Consider the following 20,862-nt stretch of genomic DNA (forward strand, 5'->3'; position numbering starts at 1 on the left):
GGGTTTTTTATCATTCTAAATGAATTTGTCTTTCGATTTTGATAACACGTTGCTTAAATCTTTGCGTCAAAGCATATAAAACAATACTGAACACTAAAAGCAATACAGAAATACCCAATAAAATCTTTTGAATCAGTGCCGACCAAGCTTGTGCTTTTTCAATACGAGGCTGCAACTTTTCAGTACTTGCCGTCACGGACTTGCCATAAACAGCGTGCTGCATCGCCCAAAGTTGTTCAGACTTAAAACCATATTCAAAAAAATTCGGATCTGTACGTTCAGCTTTGACCAACTGAGCAACATAACTAGTTGCCGCATCACGATCTTGTGGCTTATGCAATAAAGCAGTTTGTCCTAACAAATAAGCCTTCACAGGCTCTGCCGTTTCCGTTTGTTGTAAAGACTGAAAAATATGGCTTTGTTGAATATTCCGATCATAATGCACAAGCTCTTCATAAGCAGATTGCTCATTGTCATTCCAATCATATTGTAAGTAAGTTAAACCTGACCAAAGCATGACAAATGCTAACAACCATGCGACAAACTTTAAAATAAATGACTGAAATCGCACAAGAAAAAATCGAAATTTCTTTAAAAATGCAACAACAATAAAAGCACCTATAAATGAAACAACAATTTTGAGCAATAACCAACCAAACCATGAAAACAAATTCATCAGATAGTTAGGTTGATCAATATAAGACTGTAATGTTTGGTCAACGCTTAAAGGAATATGCAGTTGAGAAATATCTTTCGTCAAACCTAAAAAATGAAAAACCAGATCTTGTTGAATAAACACACTGAGTATTGTTGTAATAAAAATCACACAACTCAGCACACTCAACGCCATCACTTTTTTTTGACGCTGTTTTAAAGTCGATAGACCTGTTTTTAAATCAAGCGACTGTATAGGGTAGTCATTTTTAAGTGACAATATCTTCTCCAAAACCAATCAAGAGCTTAAGATGGTTGTGTATTTTCCAAAACCAATTGCTTTAAATTCGTTTGTAAAGCACGAATCCGATGCGAAGCTTCTTCACGCTTTTGCACCCCTTCTTTTTGGATTTGAATCACATCATTCACTGTTTTAATGAGGGTGTTTTGTACATATTCAAGGGTTTCAATATCAATAACTGAACGTTGATTGGCTTTGGCAGTATCTACTGAATTTTGATGTAACAAATCAGCATTGCGCTTTAACAAGTCATTGGTTGCATCATCAATTGTATTTGCTAACTGCACACTATTACGTTGTTCTTGCAAAGAAATTGCCAAGCTAATTTGGTTTTTCCATGCAGGTAAAGTAATATTTTTAATCGCATAGAATTTATCAACCAACATCATATTATTGGATTGAATAATACGAATCATCGGCAAAGTTTGCATTGCAGATTGTTGTAAAACTTGCAAATCACTGACTCTTTTTTCTAAATTATTTGCCAAATGATTTAGATCATAAATACGTTGATGGGTTTGCTGATCTTGTTCCTGTGTACTCAATCCTGCAATTTCTTGCTGTAATTCTTGTTGTTTAAGCTGACCTGCGGCAATATAAATTCCCAATTGTTTATACTCATCTTGCACAGCGCTAAACATTTTATCCAATGTATTCACACGCGCTTTCAAACCATTTTGAGAACTTTCAATTTCTTTGACCAAACTATCAATTTGTTCTTTAGTTGAATTAAAATGCTGATCAAAACTCTGCTTTGCACCTTTAAATTTATTTAAAATTCCACCAAAAAAGCCTGAGCTTTTCGACTGATTTAAAATACTTGATGTATTGAGTTGTTGAGCAACTTGTACCACTTGATTTAATTTTTGCCCAGTTGCGTCCAAATCTTTATTTTTAACTAAGTCTAATAATTCATCTGTATAAGACGACGTTTGTGCTGCAATATTTTTACCATATTCTGCAACTGCATGATGATCAATATTAATTAACTCTTTTTGAGCATTGACAACTTCATGATAATCTTCAGCATTTAAACCAATTTCTTTTAAACCTAACTGTTCATAACGTTGTTGTAAATCTGTTGATGATTCAACAACATGCTTATCAAGTTCATTCATACGACAACCCTATTTCTGCTCTAATGATTTTTTCAATAATGCGATCAATTTTTCACGGCTTTGATCTAATTCACCCACTGAAGCCATCGACTGTTGCTCAGAGTTTTGTTTGAGATGATATTGCCATGCAGGGATCAGCACTTGCTGAGCCTCTTTAAAACGATCCATTAAACTATAAGACAATTGTTGCGTCAGTTGCATTTGCGCTAAAGCGATATCATTACTGGCTTGTAATGTTTCTAATGTATTAATTTTTTTGGATAATCTTTCTTCAAAATTATCTAAAGGATGTCTATTTTTTAAAAATTGCGGATATTCATGCAAAAACTCTTGAGCAGCACGAATATATTTCGCCATTTGCTCACGAAAACCCAAAGCTTGCTGAAACCTTGCTTGAGATTTTTGAATTTCTATTGCCATTTTTTGGTTTAAAAAATTCGCTTCTTGGATTAACACATCAAGATCCTTAAAATATTTGACCTGACCTGCGCTAAACTCTAAATCTAAACCTAACCATTTTTGTAATGCATTAAATTTACGTTGTTTCAATTTTTTCTTTGAATTGGATAATTGCTCAATAATTTGGGCAATGACCTGACTTAACTTTTGTGTCAGTTGAGTATCGACACCATTAAGTAAAACTGACTGCGCTTGAATCAGCTGATCTGCATACAAATTGAGACGCCCTTGATTATCCAACAAAGGTACCAAGTCATTGCGCTTAATTGAAAGCAACTCAGCAGGATCAATCTGTACATGCTGGAGTGGAGTCAGTTCTATAAATTGTGTCATATCAAAATAATAAAAAAATCATAGGTCAATGTATTGGTTTCATACTTGCTAAATACAAGTCTTATTTAAACTTATAATACAAATTTAGAGCTTTAAATATATAAATATGTAAAAAATTCTTTTTAGTGATTGATGATAAAAAACCAGTGCGAACACTGGTTTTTAGATTTCATTCAAATTATTGAGTTGAATGATTTTTATATCGACGATAGCCTAGCAGCCCAAATAGACCTACAACACTCAACCATCCGAAAGAACCACCACCGCTCTTACGTACGCTACCTTCAGATGTTGCTGTATTATTTAGTTTTACATTCGCTTCATTTGAAATTTTACCATCAGCATCATAAACAAAATAAGTAAATTTATAGCTAAATGGATCTAATGTATTTTTCAATTGAACTGTAATTTTTCCACCATAACACGTATATAAACGGTCCTCACCTGGACAAGGACCAGTACGCTCCGCACTAAATAAGAGTGGATCAAGCTTATTATTAATACGAATTGCTAAATCTTCACCTTTGGCATTTGTAAAATAGCTTAGTTTTTTCGATTTTTTAGTTAAAGTGCTGACAAGTCCATCACCATCATCATTCACATAATTAAGCAAATCGAGTACAACCTGACTATTTGAACCCTCTTTGACAGTAAATTCAGCATCTTTGGCAATAGGTGCAATATTTGTAAATGTCCCTAAAATATAAGCAGAAGATGAAACTTTAGTATCTGACTTCAAACGTAGCGTATATTGGCAAAACTCTTTATCACCTGTAGGCGTAATATTGTCATCTAAGCGCCACATTTTGATGAGTTTTAAACTGCTGTCCCATTCACACTTTAAGTCTGAATCAGGAGTAATTTTTTCAGTTTTACCATCAATATTACCAATCCCTTTTGCTATTGCTTCAACAGTATAATTATCTACAGTTAAATGACGAATTTCACGACCATTATTTGCAAGTAATACTTCATGTGGCAAATTAGATGCAAATGGATCAAAGAAAATCGTACGATACTTTTGCTTTGTCTTGATATTTAATAAGTTTTCATAAAACTTTTGCTGAATTCCATAATAAGGTAAAAACTCAGGTTTAGTTTCTTTATTTGCAATTAAATCTTTGTACTCAGTGGCATATTTTTGATATTGATCTAATAATGTCACGACAGAAGTGTTCGTTAACTCTGCTTTAAATACAGTTAAACGTAATATTTCCGTTGAACCTATATCACATGAATTGGAACTATCTGAAGTATCAGACTCTTTTGTTGCATCCACACGACCTACACCGCGCTGATCATACCCTGTACATTCAAATGATTTTGTATCAACTAAGCTTTTACTTGCGCCAGTATTAACAACAGGAAAATACAAAGGCATAAAACCTGTATATTGTGATGCAGACTGCAAGTCACTTAAAATACTAGAAAATGCAGTATTACTTAAATCCACTGTGGTTTTTAATACAGTTTCTTCAACTTTTTTAGGTAATTCACAAACTGAATTTGCACTTGAAGCAGACAAAGCAAAAGCATTATCTCGTAAAGTTAAATTTGGTTTTTCAACTGTAGCTAAATCATTCCCCATGTAATGGCATGATTTCCCTGCACCATTATAGGCAATGACATTGTAGTTCAGTGTTTTACTGGTTGCTGCATTATATAAGAATGTCGCCCATGCGGAGTTTCTTACAATGGTATTACTGACTAAAGACAGACTGGAAAGATCACTTAAGTTCACTTTTCCTTGCGGACTTGTTGAACTAAATTGAATGATACTTCCTGTCGTTGCATTCGCTGTATTGGCAGTAATGGTATTTGCAGAAAATTTCGCTTCAGGTTGCCCACAAAACGCAAAAATACTTTGACTACTGCTTGAACCATTATTTAAAAAACTGGTATTTGAAATATCAATGACACGTTTAGAATCATTTAACTTATCACTACAAGTCATTGCCAAAACACTACCTGTTACAGCATTATTTTTTTGAAATGTACCTGTGTTAATCGTCAAACTACTATTTACATCATTTAAATAAATTGCACCGCCCGTTTGTGAGCTTGAATTTTCAATGACAACATTATTTAAATCTGTTGGACCACCTAAATATAATGCTCCACCTGCATTTGTCCGTGCATTTTGACTAGAACCATTGATGAGCTTTAGATTATTCAAACTTAAAGTAGGTGTATTGGTGTTATTTGTATTAAAAATACGACTTAACCCTTGACCATTGATGGTCGTTTTAAGTGCAGTCGCTGCTGGGTAATCATTAGTTAATACATCACGCTTGCTATAATCAGTAGGTGCTTTACCATATATCGTAATTGCTGAACTTGGTTGCAATTCAGAGTTCAGTTTATATTCACCAGCTTCCAACTGAATAACATTGGTTACAGAATTATGTGGTTGCCCTGCATTACAACCACCAAATGCTTTATGTGTAGCAGCAGCAGTGATCGCTTCGCGTAACGAACATTTATCTGTATTTTCACCATTTTCATCTGCAAAAGTAGTGACATAAATTGTTCGATCTTCTGCTGCCATTGTTGACATAGCAGCAACTACCATGAGGGCTAAGGTTCCCTTTTTATAATTTTTCATTACTAATCCTTAATTTATTTTTTAGTTCGACGTAAACCAATCAAGCCAAATAAAGTAAATAATGCAATCACACCCACTCCACCACCTGAAGTTTTTACTTTTTTATCTTCAAAGTTATTTGGTGGATCCTGTACCACACGACCAGTAATCGCAATATATGGTTCAGTGTTATCACTAAAATAAGTGGTTGATGTTACAACTTTTAATTGGAATTCATCAGAACCATGCCAATTCCCATTTGGAGTATAGGTAATATCACCTTCTTGCGTAATATCCATTTTCCCTTTAGATGGTGTATTGGTTTGTACTACTTTTAAGCAGCCTGGTTTCCATGCTTCACCATTAGCTTGCTTACCAAATAAAGTTGTACATTGTGCTGGTGTAACTAATTCACCATCTTGCAACTGATCAGCAAGGGTAAATTTTGCAACTTCACCATATAAAATATCTTCACCCACTGTTGAGTTCGTGCTTGTATCTACTTTTAACTCTATTGCACCACGGTCACAGAGTTTTGCATTTACTGGTCGTTCAGTGCCTCGTTGATCAATTGCACACTCCAATAAATTAGAGTCTTGTGGACCACGATTGACAATAGGTGAATCTGCTATTGTTTTATAGCTTTCTATTAGTCTTGGTTTAAAAAAGCTCACTACAGCATCTTTTGCAGGATTATATGGGCATAAAATACCCTTTGAACTTAGATCACATTGACCTTCTGCGGTTTTCCCTGCGATCAGTTGTACATTTCCTAAAGCTTGTGCATTGGTTCCGCCACAGCCCACAGAATACAAGTTATTGCTCACACGATCTGCTTCGCCACCCGCTATGATTTTACAATCTTGCGAACCGTTCTGAGCTAAAATACTATTTGCGATATAACCTTTTTTATTTGGTGCATTTAATAAAATACCCATGCTATTTAAAATCATGGTGACGTTATTTACTTGCATATCATCAAGTACATTAACTACATAGCCTTTATTCTTGAAAATAGTACTACTAACAATACCTCGGCTCAGATCTTCAGCCGTTAAATTTTTACTGATTTCTGCACTAAACGGTGCTTTCGTTTCAAAAAGTGAAGCGTTAACGTTAGTGACTTCATTATCACGAATCACAGATTGTGAAACTAAAAATTGTGGCGCTTCACTATAAATCACGCCACCTTGTTGAGCCTTATTTCCTTTTATAAAAGACTTGGAAATAGACACTACACTCCAATTATAGTCTATACCAGGCACACCAGCATTATAAATTGCACCACCTTGTTCAGCAGTACCATTTAATAAACGAGAGTCAGTAATTGCAAGTTGCTCATTATTATAAATTAAGCCACCCGTTTTTTCACAAACACTCGCGCCACAACCTTCTAAGGTCAACTCTGATAAAGCGACTGTGATTTTTGCATCTGTTGCTGTTTCTTTTGGATCCTTTGGATCTTTTGGAAGTGCGACTTTTTTAATATTAAAGATACGATGATTACCAGAGGCTTTTAAAACTGCATTAGATAGACCTACTTGGCTTTGTGTATCCGTTACAGTCGTATCATAAACCGATTTTATTTGTATACTCTGACCAATCGAAAGTTGACTTTTTAAGAGGTATTCTTGCTTTCCTTTGAGTTCAATAATCGCTGCGGCTTCTTTACCACCACACCCATTTAGACCTGCTTCAGGCATTCCCTTGTTTACATATTCAATTGCTTCACGTAACGAACATTGATCATCGGCTTTTACAACGTCTTCAGTTGTTGTCACCACAATATTTGCACTAAATGCATGACCAGTAAAACATAATAATCCTAAGCCTATGCCCCGTTTGAGCATTATAGTCTCCTTGATTTCTTTTAATTATTTCTTATGAGCCAGCATAAAGCTTTGCTAACATTCCTTGTGCGTACTTTGTCACAGCTTTATAAAATTCTCAAGAATTTTATTGTGGACTGTACTCATCGATCAACGCGTAAATTTGTCTTAATGTTGAATGAGAAAGTTTTATCTTCTCACCTTTCAATAATTTTTCTAAACGGTCAACAGATTGTAAGAGTGTACTGGTTTGATGTGAACCATGTAATAGCAAATATTCTGTTATTTGTGGGTCAAAATGTACACCCCGACGTTCTAACACAGAATGCAACAATGCTTGACGATCTGCATAAGAATTACCATTTGGTGTTTTTACACTCACTGCTTGGGTCAAACGTGATTGTAAATCGGGTAGTTCAAGTTTTAACTCAATGGGAGCAAATCTGGATGAAAATACCAATTGCCCACCACCTTCGTTGTTATTATTAATCAAATGAAAAACGGCTTTTTGCCAATGTGGCACACCACTGATCGCTTCAATATCATCTAAAGCAACTAAATCGTATGTTTCTAATGAATGAATAGCTTCTATAGGTGCATCTAACAGTTCAAGCAAGGACACTTTAATTGCTGACTTACCCGTTTCCAAATAAGAGTCACAAATCGCAGATAAAAGATGACTTTTTCCTGTCCCTGCTCCACCATAAATATAAAATCGACTAATCAATCCTGCGTGTAATTGTCTAACGGCATCAATGACTGGTCCCCAACCAGGACCAGAAAAATCACTAATCTTGGCATCCAGTTGTGGCTCTATATCCAACTGTAATTGACGCATATGTCTTTATTTTCCCTTAAAGTGGGTCATTGTCCGATTTCGTTTCATTGTTATCTTGCGTGTTTTTAAACTCAATATCAAGATCGACTTGCTCACTTTCTAGTGAAATATTTTGAGTATTCCCATGATTTTCCACAACAACGGTTGCATTTTGAGGTAAATATAATGCGCTATGCTCATACCACTCACGAACATGCTTCAACAATACAACAATAACGGCTGCTACAGGCAAAGCGATTAACATACCTAAAAAGCCTGCCAACTGAGCCCCAGCTAAAACTGCAAAAACAACCGCTACTGGAGATAAACCAATTTTATCACCCAGTAAAAATGGTTGTAAAATATAGCCCTCAATCAATTGCCCAACACCAAATACAGCCAAGACCAAAAGCAAATGTTTAAGATCCATACCAAATTGGAAAAAGCATGCAATAACCGCAGCAATAATACCAACACCAAAGCCTAAATAAGGAATAATGCTACATAAACCCGCAACCATCCCAATAATCAGCCCGACTTCTAAACCAACCAATTGCAAGCCAACAGCATAAACAACGCCCAACAAGATCATGACGAGAAATTGTCCTTTGACAAATGCGCCAAGTACGCTGTGACATTCGCCTACAATTTTCAAAGTACTTTGTTCATATGGCCGTGGGATTAGATTTCTCATGCTCGCCAACATACGATTCCAATCTAATAAAAAATAAAAAGCGATAATTGGAATCAGAACAATCGTTCCACCAACAGAAATAAAACTCAGACCAGATTGGGCTATTTTCAATGCCATTGCCTGAATACTATCTGCACTATAATTGGTTTGTACATAATCCATGACGACTTTAGAAATTTGATCTGTATCTAACTCCATTCTTTCAACATTGAAGGTATTTGAGACCCAAGGTAAAAAGGTTGAGTTGATCCAGTGAATTCCTGCTGGAATACTGTCACGTGCATAAATTAATTGTTTCCATACCAATGGAAAAACAAACCAAAGTGCCCACGTTAAAATTAAACCTATGGCAATAAAAACAATAGCAATAGATAGCCAACGAGGTAAAATTTTAGATAGTTTTTCAACTACAGGACTAAACAGATACGCCACTAAAAAAGCAGCGACAAATGGAATCACTACAGGCTTTAATAAATAAAGCACCCATAGGACTAAGGCTATCCCTGCAAGGATAAAAATTCGTTTTAATGTCCGATCGTGCATGCAATCACGCCTTTTTCAGATTTAATCGTTATAGAAAGCAAAATATTTCAATAAAGATAGCATTTTAGTGCAGAAATAACATAAGAGTTTCGTATATTCGGGTATAATCTCCGCGCGAATGCGGAGACTTCAATTATGAGCAACTCAACTTCTACCCCAAACACTGGTTTAAGCTACAAAGACGCTGGTGTCGATATTGAAGCGGGCGACGCACTTGTCGATCGAATCAAATCTGTCGCTAAACGCACAACTCGCCCTGAAGTCATGGGCGGTTTAGGTGGCTTTGGCGCACTTTGTAAAATTCCTAAAGGTTATGAAGAACCTGTTCTTGTATCTGGCACAGATGGTGTGGGTACAAAATTACGTTTAGCACTTAACTTAAATCGTCATGACACAATTGGTCAAGATTTAGTTGCAATGTGTGTAAACGATCTTCTTGTTTGTGGTGCTGAACCATTATTCTTCCTCGACTATTATGCAACTGGACATTTAAATGTTGACGTTGCTGCCAATGTTGTCACTGGTATTGGTCAAGGCTGTGAACTTGCAGGCTGTGCATTGGTCGGTGGTGAAACTGCTGAAATGCCAGGTATGTATGAAGGCGAAGACTACGACTTGGCAGGTTTCTGTGTAGGTGTAGTTGAGCAAAGCAAAATTATTGACGGAACTAAAGTCAAAGCTGGCGATGTTTTGATTGGTGTGGCTTCTTCAGGTGCACATTCAAACGGTTATTCACTGCTTCGTAAAATTTTCGATGTAAAAAATGTTGATTTGACACAAATCGTAGACGGTCGTCCGCTTGCAGATACTGCAATGGAACCAACACGTATTTATGTTAAAGCGATTCTTGAACTGCTTAAGCATGTTGATGTGCACGCAATGGCACACATTACTGGTGGCGGTTTACCTGGTAACTTACCTCGTGTATTACCAAATGGCGCACAAGCTGTGATTAATGAAGCATCTTGGCAGTGGCCTGAACTTTTCCAACTCCTTCAAAAAGAAGGTGGTGTGGATCAGTTCGAAATGTATCGTGCATTTAACTGTGGCGTTGGTATGGTCATTGTAGTTGATGCAGCTGAAGCAGACAAAACCATTGAAGTTTTAACTGCGCAAGGCGAAAAAGCATGGACAATTGGTCATATCCAAGACAATGCTGAATCAGTTGAAGGCGCTGACGAAAAAATCCGTGTGATTTTTGCGTAAGTAACAGCACATGATCAAAATTGCTGTACTGGTTTCAGGCAGCGGCAGTAACCTCCAAGCCTTGATGGATGCCAATCTATCAGGGCAAATTGTGGGGGTTATTTCCAACAAACCTGACGCCTATGCATTGGAGCGTGCTGCAAAAGCCAATATTCCAACTGCAATCATTGAACACAAACAATATCCTAATCGTGAAGCTTTTGATGATGTCATGCATCAACAACTCCTTGCTTGGGATGTAGATTTAGTCGTTCTTGCTGGATTCATGCGTATTTTAAGTGCCAAATTTGTCAATGCATGGCAAGGAAAAATGGTGAATATTCACCCTTCTCTATTGCCACATTATAAAGGTATGCATACCCATCAGCGTGTTTTAAATACAGGCGATACTTTGCATGGTTGTACAGTTCACTATGTGACTGCTGAACTTGATGCAGGTCAAGCCTTAACACAAGGTGTCTTAAAAGTGAATTTACATGATTGCGTAGAGACACTTGCCACACGTGTACATGTACTTGAACATCTGATCTATCCACAAGCTGTGGAATGGATTTGTAATGGCACAATTCAACATACACAAGATGGAACAGTATTGTATAAAGGACAAGCTTTAACAGCACCGATCCAATTTTGTAAATTGTAAATTCAAGCAGATTTAAAAAAACGCATCTTTGGATGCGTTTTTTATTATCTATTTAAGCCAAAAATATATGGCTTTGATATAAGTTAGAGACAAGCATTTCATTTAGAAGTGTTTTAAATTGATCTAAGTTATGTACTTTTTGAGTTAACTTTCACCTAAAACTTATCATATAAAGGTTATGCTAAAACTTAGTTAATAAAACCTAGTTAAAAGATCTTATTACTTGATTTAACTTTAAAATAACCTTAACCAAAAACCAAAGTGAGAGAGAAAGCCATGTTAAAATCGATTCTAATCCCAAGTTGTGCAATACTCACATTAGGTATCGTCGGTTGCGCAACGACAACTAACCCCTCTACTGAACGTAATTTAAATGAATTGCAAAATAAAAATTGGGTGGTCAGTGAAGTTTATGGTGTAGCCCTCAGCGCTGATCCTACTCAATCTGATGTTCCTAGTATTCAATTTGACAATGAGCGTGTGAGTGGCTCTGATGGTTGTAATCGTTTCATGGGTGGTTATGCGGTTAAAGGCACAAAAATACAGCTCTCTAACTTAGCTTCTACACAAAAAGCATGTCTAAATGCGACGGATATTCCACAAAAGTTTATTCAAGCTTTAGGTGAAGTCACAACTTATGATGCATCTAAAAAAGAACTGAAATTTATAGATGCAAATAACAAAACTGTATTGAAATTTAAAAATGTTAAATAAATAAAATATCTGTAGTTAAAATGAAAATAAGCGCCTTGAATGCGCTTATTTTTTTATCCCATTCTAATTATACAGACTGAATCAAAGACTTAATCAGTGCAACTGTATCAACAGGATGTTCAAGTGGGAACATATGTCCACCTTGTGTCACTGTAAATGGAACTGCAAATTTGTTTTTAATCATTTGCGGAATTTTACGTTGTAGAAATGGACTAGTATCGCCCACAACAAGCTGAGTTGGCACAGGCGGCTTTGGCACAGGTAACCACATAGCATTTGAATTGGTTCTAAAAATTTCAACTTCATCATACTTCGAAATAGTAAGCTCTACTCCACCACGTACATTGTCTTCTGTTAAAGCATAATCAATATATGCTTGGAAACATTCTGGGTCAAAATTTTGATAAAAACCTTTAGGTCTCAGTAGATCAGCAGCTTGCTCACGAGATTCCCAATGATCACGGCGTTTTAAACTTAATGATGCAGGTGTAATTTTATCAACCATAGCAGGCTTAAATATTTTAGTCATACACATAATAAATGCAGCATGACCAACAATCAGAGGTGGATCAAGCATAATCACTTGTTCAAATAATTCAGGACGTTTATATGCAGCTTTAAAGGTTAAAACTGCGCCCAATGAATGCCCTAAACCAATTACTTTACGTCCTTGTGCTTGTTGAATAATACTATCTATGACCTGATCTGCCAGTTCACTCCAACCTTGTGCAATAGGGTAACGACGATCTGGTCCAATCACAGGTACATAGATGACATCATAATCATCTTTGAGCAACTCAAATAGTTTTGTATAGACTTTTGAAGGAACACCATTAGCATGTGCAAAGTGAATTAGTGGCTTAGAATGATTTGAATGACTCATGATTTTCGCTTTCTACTTTGAATGATCAAAGCTTCTTCACCATTGAATACCACTGCAAAGAAGCTTTGAAGTTTTAAGGTTTATTGCATTTTTACATCTTGGCTCATATTTAATTTTTGACTGACAGCTTCACCTACCCCGTGCCCCATCTCTGAACCTAAACGTCCTAAAACTGAATCAAAAGGACTACGTTCGACAGTATAATTCACGGTCTTTTTGGTTTTTAACTCACGCTTAAGTGTTTCTATATTACCTGCTTTATCTGCAATACCGAGTTGAATCGCTTGCTCACCTGTCCAAAATAAACCTGAAAAAATTGCAGGATCTTGAGATTTAAGTTTTTCTCCACGACCTTGTTTTACAGCATTAATAAAGTGTGAATGCACATTATCTAACAAAGCCTGAATATGTGCGCGTTGTTCAGGGTTAATTGGTTTGGTCATACTCAAAATATCTTTATTATTCCCTGCGGTCATCGTGCGATCTTCGATGCCTAGTTTCTGTGCGAGACCATTCACACCATAATTTGGCATAATCACCCCAATCGAACCCACAAGACTCGAAGGATTGACCCAAATTTCATCTGCAGCAGACGCAATATAATAAGCACCTGAAGCTCCCATATCACCAATAACGGCATAGACTTTCTTTTCAGGATGCTGCTTTTTCAAATATTGTATTTCTTGCCAAATATCATCTGACTGAACAGGTGAACCACCAGGTGAGTTTACGTTTAAAACCACAGCCTTTGCTGATTTTGCATCAAAAGCTTTTTTAAGTGACTTAATCGTATCTGTACTATTTACACCTTGGTTACTTGAATCAATCGTTCCTACAATATTCACAACACCTAAATGTGACTCTGAAATCGAGCTGGTTGAATCCTCTCCATCACTTGAACAACTTCGTCCAAACAAGAGAAAACCAAAGACAATAAAGATATAAAGAAACGTTAAAATTTTAAAAAATATGCCCCAACGACGGCTACGACGTTGTTCTTGTACAGAAGCAAGTACAACTTTTTCTAAAAGTTTCCATTCTTGACCTGTCGGCTGTGGTGATGCAGAAGTATCAATTTGTGTATTTTCATTTTGTGGTTTAGGTGGCCAATCGGACATAAATACCATCCAAATTAAGTTTTAAGGCATCATTATATACAACTAATACAGTTAAACTGTTTAAATCACGATAATTCACTTATAATAATTCGTAATTCAAAACACTTTGACTCAGTATTACACATTGATAAACGATGACTGAAAAGCAAAAAACTTCAACCACTCGACTATTAAATTTTTTTAGTCGACAGCCTATTTTATTTTCACGATTTTATGCTCGCATACTTGCAGGTATTGTGAACATTTTGCATGTTTCAAAAACATCAAGAACAATTCGACTCAATATTGAAATCTGCTTACCGACTTTAAGCAAACAAGAACGTGAACGTATTACTCGTGCAACAATTCGCAATGAACTACAGTCCTATATGGAGTTTTTTACCATTTGGGGTAGCTCAACGCAAAAAAACCTTTCCAGAATTCGAAAAGTTCATGGTGAGCATCATTTTCATGATGCATTAGCACAAGGTAAAGGTTTAGTGCTGATTGTGCCGCATTTTGGTACATGGGAAATTATGAATGCTTGGTTTACACAATTTACTCAAATGACCATCATGTATAAGCCCATTAAAAACCCTGATGCAGATGATTTTGTACGCCAAGCACGTAGTCGGGAACAAGCAGATTTAGTACCAACAGATGAGTCTGGTGTTAGACAAATTTTTAAAGCGCTAAAACAAGGTGGAACAACTGTTATTCTGCCTGATCATACGCCCAAAGTAGGCGGTGAGATGATTGAATATTTTGGTGTACCACTTGCTTCAAGTAATTTAAGTGCTAAATTAATTCAAAAAACCAAAGCAAAATCTTTACTTTTATATGCAATTCGCAATGAAAGTGATGACTTTGATATGTTTATTGAACCTATAGATGAAAAAATTTATGAAGGTACGGCAAATGACGGAACGCGTGTCATTCACCAAACGCTTGAGCAGTTAATTCAACGCTACCCTGAACATTATCATTGGAGCTACAAACGCTTTAAAGCAAATCCTGAATTAAATAATGTTTATAATTTACCTAAAGAACAAGCCATAACTAAAGTCAATATAGTCAAAGCTGAACACCAATCTCTAACGAACCAGCCATAGTTTTTCGTTTCGAGCAAATGAGGTTTGCATACGATTTTGCGAATCTAACTGAAATTGAATATTTCCTTTCTCAATGGTATTGATTACAGGAATATTCAGTTCTTTTAAACGCGCAAGAACAATCGGATGTGGATGCCCATAACGATTATCAAATCCCGCAGAAATGATGGCTAGCTTAGGCTTTAAAGTCGCTAAAAAATCATAGGCTGAACTATGCTGACTACCATGATGTCCTAACACCAAAACATCGACTTTTAAGTTTGGATAATCTTGTAGTAGGTTAAATTCTGCCTCCCACCCTGCATCACCCATAATTAAAAAATTTTGATTATTTTGAGCATTTTTGACTTGAATATAAAGAATACATGACAGTTCATTTTGTTGTTTACCCACATAGCTTAGGCTATTCTGTTGTGGTGCTAAAACGTCAATGGTAACATTCCCATACTGCCATTTTTGCCCTGCATAACAATATTGAAAATGAGTATGCTTAAACCGACCATCATTTTGATTTGAATAAACTTGCTTAACATTCAACTCTTTTTCAATCGCCACGAACGCACCACTATGGTCTTGATCTAAATGAGATAAAATGACTTGATCTAATTGTTTCACACCTTGTTGTTTTAAATAAGGAATAACGACTTGTTGTCCAATACTAAATTTACGTTCATCAAATGAACCTCCTGTATCAATCATTATTTTTTGATCTGGTAAATTTAAAAAAATAGCCTGCCCTTGTCCTACATCCAATACATTCAACTGAAATTCCGATTGATTTTTATACGGAAATAGCAAAGGAGCGCAACATAACAAAGCCCACGTTTTAGGAATGAGACCTCGTGGTAAAAATAAAATAATAATTGCGATGGCAAGAGCAGCAACCATCAAAGGTGTAAAGGCAAACCATTGTAAATTTTCAGAAAATATCTGATCTAAAATATCTAAAAAATGCACCAATAGCGTTAAAGTAAAATCTGCAACAGAAAAAAATAAAGTTCCTAAAGGTTGATAAAGCAAAGCCAAACACGCTCCTACAACTTCTAAAGGAACAATGATCACTCCAATCAAAGGAATAGCAATTAAATTACTGATAGGTGCAATCCACGCTACTTTTTGAAAAATAAAAACCACAAGTGGAAATAGAGCAATAAAAATTTTCCATTGCGACTCCACCAAGACTTGAATATAAAAAATGACTTTTTGTCGCCAAGTTTGGTTCTCTTCGCTCTGCTGCTGAATGGTTTGATACACGCGAATGAGAATAAAACAAGCACCATAAGACAACCAAAAAGCCGCAGATAAAATACTAAAAGGATCAAACCACAATAAAATACTGGCGCTCAGTAATAATACTTTTAAGGCTGAAATAGACTGCTTAAACAGTAAAATTAAACTACATAATGACACTGTTAATAAAGTACGTAAGGCAGGTATTTCAAAGCCCACAAATGCTGTGTATAAAGCAACACACAAAAGAAACGGAAAAATGAGGAAATAAGGTCGGGCTATTGTTAAATAAAGCTGTGGACAATATTTTTGAATAAAGCATTGTAATAAATAACAAAAAATCATAGCAAAAATCAAAACATGTGGTCCTGAGATTGCTAATAAATGAGAAATGCCCAAACGCTGAAATAATGTTTGTGTTTGCTTAGAAAGTAAACTTTCATCACCTGTTAACAAGGCTAATAATAGCCCCTTTTGTTGAAATGCACTCTGTTCAATTGACTGGCGAAAAAACCATCTTTTGGCTTCTATACCTAGCTTAAGCCTTGCCCACCATGATGTTTGCTGTTGTACAAAATATCTATATCCTTGTTCAGAAACTTGAGCTGCTGAAATATTTTCTACAATTTGCGCATTCATCGTACCCATGACATTGTCTTGTAAAAACCAACGCTCCTTATCAAATGCTCCCTCTACAGCATAACTATGCGCAGGTTTAACTTTTCCTGTAATCAGATAATATTGTCCAAGTTCTAAATGCTGTTGCGGTTTAAGATTTACTTTAATTTGAATAGGTTGTGCTTCATAGTTTAAGATCCAAGCATTTTGTTGAATACGTTGCTGCTCTTCATCATTGTAAAGTTGGCTGATGGTATTTACATAAACCAATGCAGAAATAACCTCAGGTTGTTTGATTCGTGATATTAAACGTTGCTCTAAAGCATGATCTGCATATGACCATGCCACAAAAAACATCATCAAACTTAAACCCAAATGCACTACAACTTGACTGATCCACAAATGAATCAGCTTTATTTTTACAATATAAAAAATGGCAACAAGAGCAATACTACTTAGCATCAAAGCAAGCATCATATTCATCTCAAATGGAGACGATTTGCCCATACAATGAATGCCAACAATCCAAGCAATACTGAGTAAATAGAGATACGACATATTTATTATTTTTTTGAATATTTTTAAACAATTAAAGCCCATTTTCATGAGCTTTAACAAGGCAATTGATCGGAATTATTAAGTTTTAATACATAATAATTTAATTATTCTGCAACCCATAAACCATCTTGCATATGCAAAACTTTATCAGCCGATTTTGCTAATTGTTCGTCATGCGTTACGATCAACATTGCCATATTGAGCTCATTGCGTAAATCACGCAACAACTCAAAAATAGTCACGGCTGTTTTTCGGTCTAAGTTTCCTGTTGGCTCATCAGCAAGCATCAGTTTTGGCTGAGTGACTAAGGCACGTGCCAATGCAACACGTTGACGCTCCCCACCTGATAACTCACCTGGTTTATGCGTTAAACGATGGGTTAAACCGACTCGCTCCAACAAATATTCGGCACGTTCTTTGACCTTTTTAAATCCTGCATCTTTACGCAGCATTAAAGGCATTGCCACATTTTCCAGTGCCGAAAACTCAGGAAGTAAATGGTGAAACTGGTAAACAAAACCAAGATGCTGATTACGTAAAAAACCGCGTTCTGCTTCACCCAAAGTATCGAAACGTTGCCCGTTTAGATTCACTAAACCTTGTGATGGACGATCTAATCCGCCCAAAATATGCAGCAACGTACTTTTACCTGAACCACTTGAGCCCACAATAGAAACAAACTCTCCTTGATGAACTTGTAAGGACAAACCTTTAATCACATCAACGGTCGATTTTCCATCAGTAAATGACTTATAAATATCTTTTGCTTCAAGCACCACATTACTCATAACGAAGCGCCTCCGCAGGTTGAATTTTTGCAGCACGACGAGCAGGATAAATTGTCGCAACAAAACTCAAAGCTAATGAAATCCCAACCACCAAAAGCACATCTTGCCAACGCAAATAAGAAGGTAGATAGTTAATAAAATAAGCATCAAATAAATGCCAACCAAATAAATTATTCAGCCAATCGATCAAATTACTAATCCCTAATGCTGAAATAATTCCTAGTACTGCACCAGCCAAAGTTCCCACTACACCAATTACTGTACCTTGCACCATGAAAATTCGTGTAATTGTTGTTGGTGAAGCACCTAAAGTACGTAAAATTGCAATATCAGCTTTTTTATCGGTAACAACCATCACCAATGAAGAAACAATATTAAAAGCAGCGACAAGAACAATCAAAAAGAGCAATAAGCTTACCATCGCTTTTTCCATTTGAATCGCACTAAACAAGTTACCATGCGTATATGTCCAATCTGAAGCATAAAAACCATGTGGTAATTCTTGTACAATTTCATTAGCCACTTGAGGCGCAAGGAAAATATTGTCCAATTTCATACGGACACCTTGTGCGCCATCAGGCAGTCTGAGCAATGTCGAAGCATCATTCAGCGCAATGTAGCCAAGGCTAGAATCTACTTCTGCCCCAATACTAAAAATTCCTACAATTTTAAAACGCTTAAAACGTGGCACAACACCAGCAGGTGATGGCGTTGCTTCAGGTAAAACCAAAGTAATGTTGTCATTGAGACCTAAACCCAATGCATCAGTCATTTGTTTACCTAAGACAATACCGAACTCACCTTTTTTCAGCTGGTCAATACTGCCCTCAACCATATGGTTTTGAATAATAGAAACATTTTTCTCATATTGCGGTTCTATCCCATTCACCATAATTCCTGCAACACGTCCTTGTGCAGTCAACATGCCTTGCAATTGAGTAAACGGAGCAACCCCTGTAACGTGTTCATGTTTCTCAATTTTCTTTGCAAGTACAGGCCAGTCTGTTAAAATCTGCGAGGAAGAAATCGTGGCTTGCGGTACCATCCCCAAAACACGATTTTTTAATTCACGGTCAAAGCCGTTCATCACAGATAAAACTGTAATAAGAACAGCAACGCCTAAGGTTAGACCGATCATAGACACCAAGGCGATAAAAGAAATAAAGTGATTACTACGCCGTGCGCGAGTGTATCTCAACCCTATATACAGCGAGATTGGTTTAAACATACCATCAAAGTCCGAGGTGTTTTATGGAAACGTTACAGCATCAAACCGAAGCTAACGAGCGTCGTGTAATGTCTCGAATCGATGCTGCATTAAGGATAAACTATCAGATTATTTCTGACCATGTCGCACTTAACGATCCATATGATCCAAATTTTGTATTGCCGCGCTATTTTCTACTACTTGCAGAGTTAGATCAATTTGATCATGCGCTTCAATACGAATTAGACCAATTAAATGAAAAAGATCAACAAATTGCTCGAATCTTATCCTTATTCAATCAAAAATTAAACCTCATTACAGGCTCTCTGTATGACTCAATTGTACAAACCATGTTACCAACTCCGCAAAATGTGAATTTTTCGGAAAGCGGTTTTAGCTTCTTTAGTAAGCAAAATATTAAGGAAGGCACTTATATTCATGTGACTTTAAGCCATGCAGAAAACTTTTTTCATATCGCAGCAACGGCACAAATTGCTTATTCAGAACGAGTGTCAGACAATGAAGAGTATTATCGAATTGGGGCATATTTTGTGACCCTACACCCACAAGATCGCGTTAAACTTGCCGAGTGTGTAGAGTCAAACTCATCAGAATAAAACTTTAAGATTTATTTGATATTTTCACTTTATGAGCAAGTTCTCTACTTGCTCTTAGATCTTTAAAGAAATATAAAAATAGTCCAAATAACAATATACTAGCACCAACAAAAATCATTAAAGATAAACTTTCATTATTCAAAAGTGCACCAAGTAACATTGCAAACATAGGTGTCATCACATTGGTTAATGACAATGTTGTGGCTTTAATATTTTGCACTAATTTGAAATAACAGAACATAGCAATCAAGGATGCCATGACCACTGTATACAATAACGCCAATAAAGATTTAGTTTCTGGAATATGATCAGGCGCATGTTGCCAAATAAAAGGAATCAAACATAAAGCCATCAAAGTGGACACCAAAATTGAACCTGTTGCTTGCGCCATCGGCTCAACGGTTGCATTCACTTTCTTCACCCAAAATATGGAGAGCGCATAAGTCGATACACTCATCAGCATCAAAGCGATTCCAATAGGATGAATACGTTGTTCAGACCCCCCGTTCATACAAATAATCGCTAAACCACCAACTGCAACAAGCATCCCGATCCATTGTAGGCTTTGTAATTGTTGCTTAAAAATAAAGCGCCCAATCAGACCCGCCATAATAGGGGCTAAACCAAACATCAAAGCAATAATACCTGAACTCAAATAACTCGTTGCAGCATAGGTAAAAATTTGTGAGCCAATTAAACTAAATGAACCTGCAAAATAACTATGCAAAGCAATTTTATTCAGTGGAAATTTAACTTTAAGAATAATTAAAAGTAATGCTGCAATGGGTAATGCAATCAATAATCGGATCACCAATGCCCACATTAAATATAAATCTTCTACACTCCAAACAATTGCT

The 20,862-nt window shown here is 36.2% G+C and carries 18 protein-coding genes; 5 read left to right on the plus strand and 13 right to left on the minus strand.

Annotated features, from left to right (window positions below; genetic code table 11):
* Nucleotides 1-10: 10 nt before the first annotated feature.
* The 7 genes from C9E89_RS06265 to cxpE all read right to left on the minus strand — a co-directional run bounded on the left by C9E89_RS06265 (nt 11) and on the right by cxpE (nt 9,332).
* A complete protein-coding gene (locus tag C9E89_RS06265; RefSeq protein WP_107007403.1) occupies nt 11-934 on the minus strand; it encodes a hypothetical protein in 924 nt (307 codons plus the stop codon).
* A gap of 26 nt (nt 935-960) precedes the next feature.
* Nucleotides 961-2,073 (minus strand): toxic anion resistance protein, encoded by a 1,113-nt coding sequence (locus tag C9E89_RS06270; protein ID WP_107007404.1) that lies wholly within the window; start codon nt 2,071-2,073, stop codon nt 961-963.
* A gap of 9 nt (nt 2,074-2,082) precedes the next feature.
* On the minus strand, nt 2,083-2,865 hold the full coding sequence (locus C9E89_RS06275) for a tellurium resistance protein (RefSeq protein WP_107007405.1): 783 nt from the start codon (nt 2,863-2,865) through the stop codon (nt 2,083-2,085).
* Between the two features lie 178 nt (nt 2,866-3,043).
* A complete protein-coding gene (locus C9E89_RS06280; RefSeq protein WP_107007406.1) occupies nt 3,044-5,470 on the minus strand; it encodes a CSLREA domain-containing protein in 2,427 nt (808 codons plus the stop codon).
* A gap of 14 nt (nt 5,471-5,484) precedes the next feature.
* Nucleotides 5,485-7,299 carry a rhombotarget A gene (gene rbtA / locus C9E89_RS06285; RefSeq protein WP_107007407.1) on the minus strand — a complete coding sequence of 605 codons (1,815 nt, stop codon included), beginning with the start codon at nt 7,297-7,299 and terminating at the stop codon, nt 5,485-5,487.
* Between the two features lie 106 nt (nt 7,300-7,405).
* A complete protein-coding gene (gene hda, locus C9E89_RS06290; protein ID WP_107007408.1) occupies nt 7,406-8,116 on the minus strand; it encodes a DnaA regulatory inactivator Hda in 711 nt (236 codons plus the stop codon).
* A 16-nt stretch (nt 8,117-8,132) separates the two neighbouring features.
* Nucleotides 8,133-9,332: a chloramphenicol efflux transporter CxpE gene (gene cxpE / locus C9E89_RS06295; protein ID WP_107007409.1), complete on the minus strand. Its 1,200-nt coding sequence runs from the start codon at nt 9,330-9,332 to the stop codon at nt 8,133-8,135.
* Nucleotides 9,333-9,467: 135 nt separating this feature from the next.
* On the opposite strand from cxpE, the gene purM reads away from it, so the two are divergent.
* From purM to C9E89_RS06310, 3 genes are all read left to right on the plus strand, one after another.
* Entirely contained in the window at nt 9,468-10,538 is a 1,071-nt protein-coding gene (gene purM / locus C9E89_RS06300) for a phosphoribosylformylglycinamidine cyclo-ligase (protein ID WP_107007410.1), read from the plus strand.
* Nucleotides 10,539-10,548: 10 nt separating this feature from the next.
* On the plus strand, nt 10,549-11,181 hold the full coding sequence (gene purN / locus C9E89_RS06305; protein ID WP_107007411.1) for a phosphoribosylglycinamide formyltransferase: 633 nt from the start codon (nt 10,549-10,551) through the stop codon (nt 11,179-11,181).
* Between the two features lie 276 nt (nt 11,182-11,457).
* Entirely contained in the window at nt 11,458-11,895 is a 438-nt protein-coding gene (locus C9E89_RS06310) for an META domain-containing protein (RefSeq protein ID WP_107007412.1), read from the plus strand.
* A 67-nt stretch (nt 11,896-11,962) separates the two neighbouring features.
* Here C9E89_RS06310 and C9E89_RS06315 read toward each other — a convergent pair whose 3' ends face one another.
* Both C9E89_RS06315 and sppA read right to left on the minus strand, forming a co-directional pair.
* Nucleotides 11,963-12,778: an alpha/beta hydrolase gene (locus C9E89_RS06315; protein ID WP_107007413.1), complete on the minus strand. Its 816-nt coding sequence runs from the start codon at nt 12,776-12,778 to the stop codon at nt 11,963-11,965.
* A gap of 80 nt (nt 12,779-12,858) precedes the next feature.
* Nucleotides 12,859-13,896: a signal peptide peptidase SppA gene (sppA, locus tag C9E89_RS06320; protein WP_107007414.1), complete on the minus strand. Its 1,038-nt coding sequence runs from the start codon at nt 13,894-13,896 to the stop codon at nt 12,859-12,861.
* Between the two features lie 134 nt (nt 13,897-14,030).
* Here sppA and C9E89_RS06325 point away from each other — a divergent pair, with 134 nt between their 5' ends.
* On the plus strand, nt 14,031-14,987 hold the full coding sequence (locus C9E89_RS06325) for a lysophospholipid acyltransferase family protein (RefSeq protein ID WP_107007415.1): 957 nt from the start codon (nt 14,031-14,033) through the stop codon (nt 14,985-14,987).
* Here the strand turns inward: C9E89_RS06325 and C9E89_RS06330 are convergent.
* The 3 genes from C9E89_RS06330 to C9E89_RS06340 all read right to left on the minus strand — a co-directional run bounded on the left by C9E89_RS06330 (nt 14,970) and on the right by C9E89_RS06340 (nt 19,409).
* Nucleotides 14,970-17,393, minus strand: coding sequence for a DNA internalization-related competence protein ComEC/Rec2 (locus C9E89_RS06330; protein ID WP_107007416.1), 2,424 nt, complete (start codon nt 17,391-17,393; stop codon nt 14,970-14,972). The two genes, C9E89_RS06325 and C9E89_RS06330, sit on opposite strands and share 18 nt — an antisense overlap.
* Before the next feature lie 104 nt (nt 17,394-17,497).
* Nucleotides 17,498-18,181 (minus strand): lipoprotein-releasing ABC transporter ATP-binding protein LolD, encoded by a 684-nt coding sequence (gene lolD / locus C9E89_RS06335; RefSeq protein WP_107007417.1) that lies wholly within the window; start codon nt 18,179-18,181, stop codon nt 17,498-17,500.
* Nucleotides 18,174-19,409: a lipoprotein-releasing ABC transporter permease subunit gene (locus C9E89_RS06340; RefSeq protein ID WP_107007418.1), complete on the minus strand. Its 1,236-nt coding sequence runs from the start codon at nt 19,407-19,409 to the stop codon at nt 18,174-18,176. Before C9E89_RS06340 ends, lolD begins: the two co-directional genes overlap by 8 nt.
* A gap of 23 nt (nt 19,410-19,432) precedes the next feature.
* On the opposite strand from C9E89_RS06340, the gene C9E89_RS06345 reads away from it, so the two are divergent.
* Nucleotides 19,433-20,005, plus strand: coding sequence for a PilZ domain-containing protein (locus C9E89_RS06345; protein WP_107007419.1), 573 nt, complete (start codon nt 19,433-19,435; stop codon nt 20,003-20,005).
* A gap of 4 nt (nt 20,006-20,009) precedes the next feature.
* On the opposite strand, the gene C9E89_RS06350 is transcribed toward C9E89_RS06345, so the two are convergent.
* Nucleotides 20,010-20,862 (minus strand): DMT family transporter (locus C9E89_RS06350; protein ID WP_107007420.1); only part of this gene is annotated, 853 nt, incomplete at its 5' end.

This window comes from Acinetobacter sichuanensis, from assembly GCF_003024515.2.
In the GTDB taxonomy this organism is placed as follows: domain Bacteria; phylum Pseudomonadota; class Gammaproteobacteria; order Pseudomonadales; family Moraxellaceae; genus Acinetobacter; species Acinetobacter sichuanensis.